The sequence below is a fragment of the Nioella sp. genome, from assembly GCF_964229645.1.
Classification (GTDB): domain Bacteria; phylum Pseudomonadota; class Alphaproteobacteria; order Rhodobacterales; family Rhodobacteraceae; genus Nioella.
The window spans coordinates 1-11,972 of sequence record NZ_CAXREX010000189.1 but is presented as its reverse complement, the minus strand read 5'-3'; the positions used below and the strand labels follow the sequence as shown (position 1 = coordinate 11,972).

General features: G+C 62.0%; 7 protein-coding genes and 1 pseudogene. 3 read left to right on the top strand and 5 right to left on the bottom strand.

All coding sequences use genetic code 11. The features are described from left to right. The 5 genes and pseudogenes from ACEQXV_RS12935 to ACEQXV_RS12915 form a co-directional block, all read right to left on the bottom strand. A pseudogene (locus ACEQXV_RS12935) lies at positions 1 to 215 on the bottom strand (nitrate reductase molybdenum cofactor assembly chaperone); the annotation flags it as partial. Position 216: 1 nt separating this feature from the next. Beyond that, the gene (gene narH, locus ACEQXV_RS12930; RefSeq protein ID WP_370269549.1) at positions 217 to 1,740 is read right to left on the bottom strand and encodes a nitrate reductase subunit beta; all 1,524 of its coding nucleotides are present in this window, start codon (positions 1,738 to 1,740) and stop codon (positions 217 to 219) included. Then, a complete protein-coding gene (locus ACEQXV_RS12925) occupies positions 1,737 to 5,477 on the bottom strand; it encodes a nitrate reductase subunit alpha (protein ID WP_370269548.1) in 3,741 nt (1,246 codons plus the stop codon). Before ACEQXV_RS12925 ends, narH begins: the two co-directional genes overlap by 4 nt. A 68-nt stretch (positions 5,478 to 5,545) precedes the next feature. Continuing rightward, a complete protein-coding gene (locus tag ACEQXV_RS12920) occupies positions 5,546 to 6,946 on the bottom strand; it encodes a NarK family nitrate/nitrite MFS transporter (protein ID WP_370253770.1) in 1,401 nt (466 codons plus the stop codon). A gap of 69 nt (positions 6,947 to 7,015) precedes the next feature. After that, positions 7,016 to 8,431: an MFS transporter gene (locus ACEQXV_RS12915; protein ID WP_370253771.1), complete on the bottom strand. Its 1,416-nt coding sequence runs from the start codon at positions 8,429 to 8,431 to the stop codon at positions 7,016 to 7,018. 257 nt (positions 8,432 to 8,688) lie between these two features. Here ACEQXV_RS12915 and ACEQXV_RS12910 point away from each other — a divergent pair, with 257 nt between their 5' ends. The 3 genes from ACEQXV_RS12910 (at position 8,689) to arfB (ending at position 11,965) form a co-directional block, all read left to right on the top strand. Next, positions 8,689 to 9,387 carry a cyclic nucleotide-binding domain-containing protein gene (locus ACEQXV_RS12910; protein ID WP_370253772.1) on the top strand — a complete coding sequence of 233 codons (699 nt, stop codon included), beginning with the start codon at positions 8,689 to 8,691 and terminating at the stop codon, positions 9,385 to 9,387. Positions 9,388 to 9,514: 127 nt separating this feature from the next. Further along, positions 9,515 to 11,425 carry an FAD-dependent monooxygenase gene (locus ACEQXV_RS12905; protein WP_370269546.1) on the top strand — a complete coding sequence of 637 codons (1,911 nt, stop codon included), beginning with the start codon at positions 9,515 to 9,517 and terminating at the stop codon, positions 11,423 to 11,425. 123 nt (positions 11,426 to 11,548) lie between these two features. Further along, on the top strand, positions 11,549 to 11,965 hold the full coding sequence (gene arfB / locus ACEQXV_RS12900; RefSeq protein WP_370269545.1) for an alternative ribosome rescue aminoacyl-tRNA hydrolase ArfB: 417 nt from the start codon (positions 11,549 to 11,551) through the stop codon (positions 11,963 to 11,965). Positions 11,966 to 11,972: the final 7 nt, after the last annotated feature.

Below are 11,972 nucleotides of genomic sequence, written 5' to 3'. Positions count from 1 at the left end.
GTCCGCGAGCGATCGAAGAGCATCACGTAACGCTCCTGCAACTCGTAGATGTCCAGCATCTCCAACTCTTCCAGCAAGGGGCTGAGGTCGCGCCGCGCCGCCGCCGTCAGGCGGGGTTCGGCGATCAGCACACCCGCGATCTCGGGCATGGCGCGCTGAAGGTCCTCGGTCGGGTAGCTCAGGATCAGTGACAGGGCCTTGAATGTCCGGTCCATCTCAGCGCACCTCCTCGGGCATTTTCAGGGGTCGTTTGGAGCCACCGAAGAGAGACCCCTTCGAGATGCCCGTGGAACAGCCATTGCCATCGGTGAACCCGCAGCCGCCCTTGAGGTCGTAGGCTTCCTCGACCTGTTCGCGATGCGTGGTCGGGATGACGAAGCGATCCTCGTAGTCAGCCAGGGCCATGATCTTGTACATGTCCTCGATGGTGCGGCCCGACAGGCCCACCCGCGCGGCAATGCCCTCGTCGTTCACCCCATCCACGGTCTTGGCCCGCATATAGGCGCGCATGGCCAGCATGCGTTCCAGGGCCTGGGCCACCGGGGCCTCGTCGCCTGCGGTCAGCATGTTTGCGAGGTAGCGCAGCGGGATGCGCAGGCTGCGCACATCGGGCATGTCGCCGTCGGCCCCGATTGCACCAGCCTGGGCAGCATTCTGGATGGGTGACAGTGGCGGGATGTACCAGACCATCGGCAGCGTCCGGTAGTCCGGATGCAGCGGGAAGGCGACTTTCCACTCCATCGCCATCTTCCAGACCGGGCTTTCCTGCGCGGCCTTGATCCAGTCCTCGGGGATGCCATCGGCCCGGGCGGTTTCGATCACCACCGGGTCATTGGGGTCGAGGAAGACATCAAGCTGTGCGTCGTAAAGCTCCTTCTCCGACGGCGCATTCGCCGCCTCGCCGATCTTGTCGGCATCGTAGAGCATCACGCCCAGGTAACGGATGCGGCCCACGCAGGTTTCCGAGCACACGGTCGGATTGCCCGACTCGATGCGCGGATAACACAGCGTGCATTTCTCGGATTTTCCGGTCGACCAGTTGTAGTAGACCTTCTTGTAAGGGCAGCCGCTGACGCACATCCGCCAGCCACGGCACTTTTCCTGGTCGATCAGGACGATCCCGTCTTCCTCGCGCTTGTAGATCGCACCCGAGGGACAGGACGCGGCACAAGCCGGGTTCAGGCAGTGTTCGCACAGGCGCGGGAGATACATCATGAAGGTGTTCTCGTATTCGCCGTAGATCTGCTTTTGCACGCCCTCGAAGTTGTAATCCTCGGATCGCTTCGAAAACTCTCCGCCCAGGATTTCTTCCCAGTTGGGGCCCTTTTCGATCTTCTCGATCCGCTCTCCGGTGATCTTGGAACGAGGGCGCGCCGTCGGGAACGCCTCCATTTCCGGAGCGGATTTCAGGTGGTCGTAGTCGAAGTCGAACGGCTCATAGTAATCGTCGATCTCGGGCAGGTCGGGATTGGCGAAGATATTCGCCAGAATCCGCCATTTCGACCCCTGCTTGGGTTGCAGCTTGCCGCCCCGGGTCCGTTCCCAGCCCCCGTTCCAGCGCTTCTGGTTTTCCCAGTCCGTGGGATAGCCGGTGCCGGGCTTGGTTTCGACGTTGTTGAACCAGGCGTATTCAACACCTTCGCGGCTGGTCCAAACGTTCTTGCAGGTGACGGAACAGGTGTGACACCCGATGCATTTATCGAGGTTCAGCACCATGCCAATTTGCGCACGAACTCTCATTCCGCAGCCTCCTTTGCGGTCGCTTCACGGTCGAGCCAGTCGACCTTTTCCATCTTGCGGACGACGACGAACTCGTCGCGGTTGGCGCCTACGGTGCCGTAGTAGTTGAAGCCGTAGGATTGCTGGGCATAGCCGCCGATCATGTGGGTGGGCTTGAGCACCGCCCGCGTGACCGAGTTGTGAATACCGCCGCGCTTGCCGGTCTTTTCGGACCCTGGCGTGTTCACGATCTTTTCCTGGGCATGATACATGAAGGTCGTTCCATCCTTCATGCGCTGGCTGACCACCGCACGGGCCGTGAGCGCCCCGTTGGTGTTGTAAAGCTCAACCCAGTCGTTATCGACGATCCCGGCGCGCTTGGCGTCGTTCTCGCTGATCCAGATCACCGGTCCGCCCCTGTTCAGCGTCAGCATCATCAGGTTGTCGGAATAGGTGGAGTGGATGCCCCATGTCTGGTGTGGCGTGATGAAGTTCAGCACCACGTGGGGGCGGTTGTCGCGGGCGTCGGTGTTGACCTCTCCGGTTATGGTCTTGAGATCGACCGGTGGCCGGTAGGACATGAAGCCTTCGCCGAACGCCCGCATCCACAAGTGATCCTGGTAAAGCTGCTGGCGTCCCGTGAGTGTGCGCCAGGGGATCAGTTCGTGGACGTTGGTGTAGCCCGCGTTGTAGCAGACCTTTTCGCTTTCCAGCCCCGACCAGGTGGGGCTGCTGATGATCTTGCGCGGTTGCGCAGCGATATCGCGGAAGCGGATCTTTTCGTCTTCCTTGGGCAGCGCCAGGTGGGTGTGGTCGCGCCCCGTAGCCTTGGACAGCGCGCCCCAGGCCTTGACGGCAACCTCGCCATTGGTTTCCGGCGCCAGCATCAGGATCACCTCGGTCGCGTCGATATCCGATACGATCTTGGGGCAGCCCTTTGCGGGCCCGTCCTGCCACTCACCGTTCAGCTCGCGCAGGTGCTGCACCTCGTGCTCGGTGTTCCACGCGATGCCCTTGCCGCCGTTGCCGACCTTGTCCATGAGCGGCCCGAGCGCCACGAAGCGGTCGTAGATCGCCCCGTAGTCCCGTTCCACCGGCACGTAGTTCGGCGCGGTCTTGCCCGGGATCAGGTCGCATTCGCCCTTCTTCCAGTCCTTGACCTGGTCCTGGGCGATCTCCGCCGGGGTGTCGTGCAGGATGGGCAGCGCGACGATGTCGGTTTCCTTACCCAGGACTTCCGGCGCGACCTCCTGGAACTTCTTGGCGATGGCCTTGAAGATTTCCCAGTCCGACTTGCTCTCGTAGGCCGGGTCCACGGCCGCCTGAAGCGGGTGGATGAACGGGTGCATGTCCGAGGTGTTGAGGTCGTTCTTCTCGTACCAGCTTGCCGTGGGCAGCACGATATCGGCATAGACCGCCGTCGTGCTCATCCGGAAATCGATGGTGACCAGAAGGTCGAGCTTGCCGCGCGGTCCCTCGTCATGCCACTTGGCTTCCTTCGGCAATTGTCCGCCTTCCTCGCCCAGGTCCTTGCCAAGCACACCATGATCGGTGCCTAGAAGGTGCTTGAGCAAATACTCGTGCCCCTTGCCCGAGGACCCAAGCAGGTTGGACCGCCACACGAACAGGTTACGCGGCCAGTTTTCCGGCGCGTCCGGGTCCTCGCAGGACATTTCCAGGTCGCCCGATTTCAGCTGCTCGGCCACATAGGCAGGGATCTCTTTTCCAGCCGCTTTCGCAGCTTTCGCCACCTCCAGCGGGTTGGTCTTGAGCTGCGGGGCAGAGGGAAGCCAGCCCATCCGTTCGGCCCGGATATTGTAGTCGATAAGGCTTATGTCCCAATCGCCCTCGGGCGCCGTGGGCGACAGGATTTCACCCGCCGTCAAGGTCTCGTAGCGCCACTGGTCCGTATGGGCATACCAGGCGGAAGTGGAGTTCATGTGGCGCGGCGGACGGCCCCAGTCGAGCGCGAAGGCCAGCGGTTGCCAACCGGTTTGCGGGCGCAGCTTCTCCTGGCCCACGTAATGCGCCCAGCCACCGCCGGACTGACCGACACAACCGCACATCACCAGCATGTTGATGACGCCACGATAGTTCATGTCCATGTGGTACCAGTGGTTCATCGCCGCGCCGATGATGATCATCGACTTGCCCTTGGTCTTCTCGGCATTGAGCGCGAAATCGCGGGCCACGTGGATGATCTTGTCGGCCGGAACGCCGGTGATCTTCTCGGCCCAGGCAGGCGTGCCCGGCACGTCCTCGTCATAGCCCTTGGCCACCCAATCACCACCCAAGCCCCGGTCGAGGCCATAGTTGGCGCAGAAGAGGTCGAAGACCGTGGCCACCTTGATCTCGCCATCGGCAGTCTTGACCGATTTGACCGGGATATTGCGGGTCAGCACGTCGGGGCGGTCGTCACCGGTCGAGAAGAACTCGGTCGCGCCAGATCCGAAATAGGGGAAGTCGACGCCCACCACGTCATCGTGGTCGCTGTCCAGCACAAAGGACATGGCCAGGTGCGTATCGGCCCCGTCGGCCTTGGCTTCCAGGTTCCATTCACCGTCTTCACCCCACCGGTAGCCAATCGAGCCATTGGGCGCGACGAGCCCCTTGGAACTGCGATCCCAGGCAACGGTTTTCCATTCGGGATTGTTATCTTCCCCGAGCTTGCCGTCCAGATCGTCGGCGCGCAGGAAACGTCCCGGCACAAGGCGGCCGTCCTTTTCCTCCAGCCTCACCAGCATCGGGAAGTCGGAATAGTTGCGGCAGTAGTCTTCGAAATACTCGGCCTGGTGGTCGAGGTGGAACTCGCGCAGGATCACGTGGCCAAAGGCCATCGCCAGCGCCGCGTCGGTGCCTTGCTTAGCATTGAGCCACACGTCACCGAACTTGGCCGCTTCGGAATAGTCGGGGCAGATCACGGCAGACTTTGTGCCGCGGTAGCGTGCCTCGGTATAGAAATGGGCATCGGGCGTGCGCGTTTGCGGCACGTTCGAGCCCCACAGCAGCAGGTAGCCCGCGTTGTACCAGTCAGCCGATTCCGGCACGTCGGTCTGTTCCCCCCAGGTCATGGGGGATGCGGGCGGCAGGTCGCAATACCAGTCGTAGAAGCTCATGCAGACGCCGCCAAGGAGCGACAGATACCGGCTGCCGGCCGCGTAGCTGACCATCGACATGGCGGGGATGGGTGAGAAGCCGAAGACGCGGTCGGGGCCGTAGGTCTTGACCGTGTAGGCGTTGGCGGCGGCCGTGATCTCGGTGGCCTCGTCCCACGTGGCGCGCACGAAGCCGCCCTTGCCGCGCGTTTCTACATAGCCCTGACGCAGGATCGGGTCGGACTGGATGGCGGTCCAGGCTTCGATCGGCGTCTTGGTTTTGCGCAGCTTGCGCCAGACCTTCATCAGCTTGCCGCGCACCAGCGGGTTCTTCACCCGGTTGGCGGAATAGAGATACCAGCTGTAGCTTGCCCCACGAGCGCAGCCGCGTGGTTCGTGGTTGGGCAGATCGGGCCGCGTGCGCGGATAGTCAGTTTGCTGGGTTTCCCAGGTCACGATCCCGGATTTCACGTAGATCTTCCAGGAACAGGATCCGGTGCAGTTCACCCCGTGGGTCGAGCGCACGACCTTGTCGTGTCGCCAGCGGTTTCTGTAGGTGTCCTCCCAGTCGCGGCTTTCACGGGTGACCTGTCCGTGGCCGTCCGAGAAGCTTTCCAGTTCCTTCGACTGAAGGAAGTTCAGTCTGTCGAGCAGATGGCTCATCTCAACTCTCCTTGGGGTGGCTGGCCCGCGCGCATGTCCGGCATACGCGCGGGCTGGCTGTCAGGGTCTCAGCAGGGCACGGGTGCGTTCTTGCGGCTGTAGACAGCCCAAGTGATCACCACGCAGACCGCGTAGAAGATCAGGAAGCCCCACAGTGCGCCATGCGGTGCGCCGGTCATGCTGATCGAGGTGCCGTAGGCTTTTGGGATAAAGAAGGCCCCATAGGCCGCGATCGCCGACGTGAACGCGATGATGGCCGAACTCTCGCGCTCGATCGTACGCTGTTGGTCGGCGGCATCGAGTTTCGGCAGAAGGCGCGGGATTTCCTGCTTCATGATCGAAGGGATCATCTGGAAGGTCGACGCGTTGCCCACGCCGGTCAGGAAGAAGAGCGCCATGAAGCAGGCGAAGAAGCCCCAGAAGCTGCCATCGGCGGCCTCAGGCGTGGAGGGCAGGAACTGCAGCACACCGAAGACGGCGATGATCATGCCCAGGAACACCCAGAAGGTCACACGGCCACCCCCAAACTTGTCGGAAATCCAACCGGTCGCGGCGCGGCTCAGCGCCCCAACAAGGGGCCCGAGGAAGGCGTATTGCAGCACGTCCACTTCGGGGAACTGCGTTCGCATGAGCAGGGGGAAGCCCGCGGAATAGCCGATGAAGCTGCCGAAGGTGCCGGTGTAGAGGATGCACATGATCCAGTTCTGCTTGCGCTTGAGGATCGAAAGCTGCGTGCCCACAGACGCTTTTGCATCGGCGATGTCATTCATGCCGAACCAGGCGGCAATCGCGGAAATCGCGATGAAGGGCACCCAGATGAAGCCGGCGTTCTGCAACCACAGCTGCGTTCCATCCGACAGGGTCTGCGGCTCGCCGCCGACAGCGCCGAAGACGCCCATGGTGATGACGATCGGAACCACGAACTGCATCACGGACACACCCGCATTCCCAAGACCCGCGTTCAGGGCAAGCGCATTGCCCTTGGTCTTCTTGGGGTAGAAATACGCGATGTTGGCCATGGAGGAAGCAAAGTTACCTCCACCGAAGCCGCACAGCAGCGCCAGAATCAGGAAGGTGACATAGGTCGTTTCCGGGTTCTGGATCGCCATGCCGATGCCGATTGCGGGCAGCAACAGAGAAGCGGTCGAGAGGGTCGTCCAAAGACGCCCGCCAAACACCGGGATCATGAAGCTGTAGAAGATGCGCAGCGTGGCGCCCGACAGGCCCGGCAGGGCGGCCAGCCAGAAACGTTCGCCGACCGAGAAGTTGAAGCCGATGGCCGGCATCTTCGCCACGACAACCGACCACACCATCCAGACCGAGAAGGCCAGCAGAAGGTTGGGGATCGAGATCCAGAGGTTGCGGGTTGCGATGGCATGGCCCTTCTCGGTCCAAAAGCCGTCGTCTTCGGGGCGCCAGTCGGTCAGCGTGTGGCCAACCTGCCCGTTCTGTGCGTGTGAAATCGCCATGGGGTAATCCTCCCGGTGTGGCGTGGTTGAAGGGGGGTGGGGCGGCTAACGGCCGCCCCGGCGTTGTTGTTATTCGGCGGGTTGAGACCCGGCCTGGCGCTTGGAGGCGATGGCGCTCAGGCCCTCTTCCAGCGCGGCATTCGCCTTCTCGGCCCGCTTGCGCAGGGTTTCGATATTGGCGGCGGCAAAGGCGGCGCGCTGTTCGTCTTCCTGTTTCGTCGAGAAGCGGACGAAGAAGGCCAGGAAGGATGCACAGGTCACCACGATGCCGAGGATCAGGAAGGCCTGGCTCCAGTCGATCATGTTCTTGAACAGGAAGCCTGCCAGAACCGCCCCGGCATTACCGCCAGCGCCGACCACGCCAGCCACGGCCCCAAGCGCCTTCTTGTTGATGAAGGGAACAACCGAGTAGGTGGCGCCTTCCGACATCTGGGTGAAGAGCGAGAACACGATCAGCGCGGGCAGGGCCAGGAACAACACCTGCATCTGGCTGAAGATCATCAGGGCGATGCCTTCGAACAGAAGACAGATGAACAGCCAGAAGGCGCGGCCCCGCAGACCCCACAGCGATCCGAAGTTGTCACCGAAGATGCCGCCAAGGGTCCGGGCGAAGAGGTTCATCAGGCCGAAGGAGGCCGCCACGAACCCGGCCGCAACAAGGCTCAGGTCGAAATAGTCGGCGAAGTAGAGCGCGGCGACGTTGTTGACGGTCAGCTCGATCCCGAAGCAGGCGCCGTAGATTACGAAAAGGACCCAGACCCGCGGGTCTTTCAGCGCCTGCATGTAGTCGCCGGTGACCTGCTTTTTCTCGCCCATCTTGCCCTTGGCGCGCAGGTCGTCAAAATTGCCGTCGGGGGCATCCTGGGTCAGGAAGTAGTAGGCGATGCCGACTAGGAAGATGATGACGCCAACGACGACCATGGACAGGCGCCAACCGATCGCTTCCGAAAAGCCGAAGCCGACCACGAAAACCGAAAACAGCAGCGGCATGACGAACTGGGTGACACCGCCGCCCAGGTTACCCCAACCGGCCGAGGTCGCATTGGCCTGCCCCACCACGTTCGGCGCGAACATCACGCTGGTATGATATTGGGTGATCACGAAAGACGCGCCGATGCCGCCGATCAGAACCCGGAACAGCAGGAAGCTTTCGAAGTTCCACGACAGGCCGATCCCCATCACCGGAAGCGACCCGAGGATCAGCAGCCAGGTGTAGGATTTCCGCGGCCCGATCCGGTCGCAGAGCCAGCCGATAAAGAGACGCGCGAAGATGGTGATCGAGACCGAGCCGATGATGGCCCAGCCGATCTGGTTTGGCGTCAGTTGCAATTCATCCCGCACCACCGCCATCAGCGGGGCGATGCCGAACCAGGCGAAGAAGCACGAGAAAAAGGCGAACCACGTCATGTGGAACGTCCTGATCTGGGGCATCTTCACGTTCAGGAAATTCGACCACAACGCCGTGGCCTTGTTTTCCAGTTCCATCACGATCCCTCCATTCTGGGCGGGTCGATCCCCGCCACTCTAGACTGTTGCGACCGTTGTGTCCGAACCGGATCGAAAAACTTGATCTGGATCAGAAATCAGGAATTTTTGTTAAAAATAAATGACTTAATGAAAGATGTCACTTCGCGGGGTGGTCTGCGTCAAGGATTATGGTGAACTCTATCAATCGACAGCTTGACCTCAGTGAGACTTCCGATTGATATTTATCAAGCGGCAATGAAAGGCAGTTTTCCCGGATGCCCGAGTCCTACTACCCGGAAGTCCGGGCCCTGAACCTGTTCGCGCAGATGGACGCCGAGAAGTTTCGCGCGCTCATGCGGGGGTCTTATGTCCAGAATTTCCCGCCGCAGATCGAACTCATCTCCGAAGGAGACCCGAGCGACTTCCTGCATGTGGTTCTATCCGGCTCGGTGGAACTCTTTTCCGAGTGGAACGGGCGTGAAACCAGCATGGCCACGGTGCGGCCGGTTTCGACCTTCATTCTCGCTGCCACGATTCGCGATGCCCCCTACCTGATGTCGGCCCGAACGATCGAGAAAAGCCGCATCGCGCTGATCCCAAGCCAGGATGTGCGAGCGATCTTCGACGAAGATGCCGAATTTGCCCGCACCATCGTTGCCGAACTGGCGCAATGCTACCGAAGCGTGGTGAAGGCCCAAAAGGATCTGAAGCTGCGCTCCTCGCTGGAACGTCTCGCAAACTACCTGCTTCGCCAACAGGGCTACTCTGGCGGAGAGGCGAGCTTTGAGCTTCCATTTGAGAAGCGGCGCATGGCCTCGCTTCTTGGAATGACTCCGGAAAACCTGAGCCGCGCTTTCAAGTCCCTTCAGGCCTATGGCGTGTCGGTCGACGGCAACCGCGTGCAAATTGACCAGCAGGCCACTCTTGAAGCCTTCGCCAAGCCAAACGCTCTGATCGACGATTATTCCATCTGATCCACCAGCCTGCTTGGCACATATGGGAGGTGACCTGATCTGCCCATTTAGTATGCCTACTTACTACATTGACTCTATATGATAAGCATGGTTACTAAGTGTCCGCATATACCTTGGAGGAATGGGAATGCAGTTCTACCTGAATGGCTTTCGGGGCGGCGACCCGGATATTGCGGATGCGGCGCCGGGGCGGCGCTATCGTGGCCCGCATGACCCCCTGCCCGAAAAGGTGGACGTCCTGATCGCTGGCTGTGGCCCGGCGGGGCTTTGTCTGGCAGCGCAGCTTTCCCAGTTCCCCGAGATAGAAACGATGATCGTCGACCCCAAGCCCGGCCCGATCGAGAAGGGCCAGGCAGACGGGATCAACACGCGCACCATGGAGATGTTCCAGGCGTTCGGGTTTGGCGAAAAGGTCAAACGCGAAAGCTACTGGGTGAACCAGACCGCGTTCTGGTCACCAGATCCTGCGAACCCCTCACACATCCGGCGCATCGGCCGCGTGCAGGACGTGCCCGAGGATTCCTCGGAAATGCCCCACACCCTGATCAACCAGGCGCGCGTGCACGAACTCTTCCTCGACGTGATGCGCAACTCTCCGTCCAAGCTGGAGCCCGACTACTCCTGGGCGGTCCGCGACGTGGTTGTGGACCCCTCGACCGACGATCACCCCGTGGCGGTGACGCTGGAAAACACCGGCGTGAATGCTGGCGAAACCAGGACCCTTCGCGCCAATTACGTCGTGGGCTGCGACGGGGCGCGTTCGAATGTGCGCAAGGCAATCGGCGGCACGCTGCACGGTGACGCCGCGCACCAGGCCTGGGGCGTGATGGATATCCTGGCCAATACCGACTTCCCCGATGTGCGCCAGAAATGCCTGATCACCTCGTCGACCGAGGGCAACATCCTGATCCTGCCGCGTGAGGGGGGCTATCTCTTCCGCATGTATGTGGAGCTGGACAAGCTCAACCCCGATGAGCGGGTGTCGGCGCGCAACTTCTCGGCAGATGACATGATCGCCGCGGCGAACCGGATCATGGCCCCCTACACGATCGACGTGAAGGAAGTCGTCTGGTGGTCGATCTACGAAATCGCGCACCGCCTGACGGACCGTTTCGACGACGTGGGCGACGATGAAGACCGCAATCCCCGGGTATTCACGGCGGGTGATGCCTGCCACACCCACAGCCCCAAGGCCGGCCAGGGTATGAACGTGTCGATGCAGGACACCTTCAACCTGGGTTGGAAGCTGGCCCATGTGCTGCAAGGCCGGGCCGATGCAAGCTTGCTGCGGAGTTACTCCAGGGAAAGATGGGTCGAGGCCAAGCGGCTGATCGACACCGACCATCAGTGGGCCCGGATCATGTCGGCACCTCCAGGCCAGTCGGAGCTGGACGGCGCCGGCATGCCCCGGTTCCAGAAGCAGTTCATCGAGAACCTGATCTTCACGGGCGGGCTCGCGGTCAGGTACGACCCCTCCACGCTGACCGCCGAACCCACCCACCAGGCGCTTGCAACCGGCCAGGAAATCGGCCGCCGCTTCCACTCCGCCCCCGTCGTCCGCGTCGCCGACGCCATGCAAATGCAGCTTGGGCATGTGGCTTTGGCGGATGGGCGGTGGCGGGTTTTTGTTTTTGCGGGGGAAAATCCTTCGGAGGCGCTTGGGCTGGTGGAGTGGCTGGGCAGCGATCCGGGCTCTCCGATCGTGAAGACGCGGCGCGCGGGCGAGGATATCGACGCGCTGATCGACCTGCGCGCGGTGTTCCAGGGCCGCTTCGACCAGATCGCGCTGGAGCACATGCCGCCGCTGCTCAAACCCCTCAAGGGCCGCCTCGGCCTGCAAGACCACGAGAAGGTTTTCTGCTTGGATCACAAGGGCTTGGGCGACATCTACCAGATGCGCGGCATCGACCGGGTGCAGGGCTGCATGATCGTCGTGCGCCCCGATCAATACATCGCCAACGTGCTCCCGCTGAGCGACAGGCAGGGGCTGGCGGGCTTTTTCGACGCGATCCTGACGCCCGCAACAGATGCGCCCTGACCCCATCCGATCCCGGTAAAAAGGGTCGCCCCGGGGCGGCCCTTTTGGCATAAAACAGGGGGGCGCCATGCGTGCACCCCCTGTACACCCCCCGTACACCCCCCGTGCATACGGAACGCCCAAATGCTGAGGATCAACGACCAGATCACGATTGCCGACTGGGAAATGACGGAGAGCTTCATCCGCGCCTCCGGCCCCGGCGGGCAGAACGTGAACAAGGTGTCCACGGCGGTGGAACTGCGGTTCGAGGCGGAGCGGTCCCCGAACCTGCCCGACCCGGTGAAACGGCGGCTGAAACGTCTGGCCGGTCAGCGCTGGACGAAAGAGGGCACGGTGGTGATCTTCGTGCAGGAGACGCGGAGCCAGGCAAGGAACCGGGAGATCGCGCGCGAGCGGCTGGCGGAGCTGATTGGGCGGGCAACGGTGGCCCCCAAAAAACGCCGCCCGACCCGGCCCACCAAGGGCAGCGTGGAGCGGCGCCTCAAGGCCAAGAAGGCGCGGGGGGAGGTGAAGCGACTCAGGGGGGAGACGGGGGAGTGACAGGCGG

Bases quoted from the DNA above. Each gene is read 5' to 3' on its own strand.
- ACEQXV_RS12910 (WP_370253772.1), top strand. From the start codon at position 8,689: ATGCCCGAGTCCTACTACCCGGAAGTCCGGGCCCTGAACCTGTTCGCG.
- narH (WP_370269549.1), bottom strand. From the start codon at position 1,740: ATGAGAGTTCGTGCGCAAATTGGCATGGTGCTGAACCTCGATAAATGC.
- arfB (WP_370269545.1), top strand. From the start codon at position 11,549: ATGCTGAGGATCAACGACCAGATCACGATTGCCGACTGGGAAATGACG.
- ACEQXV_RS12905 (WP_370269546.1), top strand. From the start codon at position 9,515: ATGCAGTTCTACCTGAATGGCTTTCGGGGCGGCGACCCGGATATTGCG.
- ACEQXV_RS12925 (WP_370269548.1), bottom strand. From the start codon at position 5,477: ATGAGCCATCTGCTCGACAGACTGAACTTCCTTCAGTCGAAGGAACTG.
- ACEQXV_RS12915 (WP_370253771.1), bottom strand. From the start codon at position 8,431: ATGGAACTGGAAAACAAGGCCACGGCGTTGTGGTCGAATTTCCTGAAC.
- ACEQXV_RS12920 (WP_370253770.1), bottom strand. From the start codon at position 6,946: ATGGCGATTTCACACGCACAGAACGGGCAGGTTGGCCACACGCTGACC.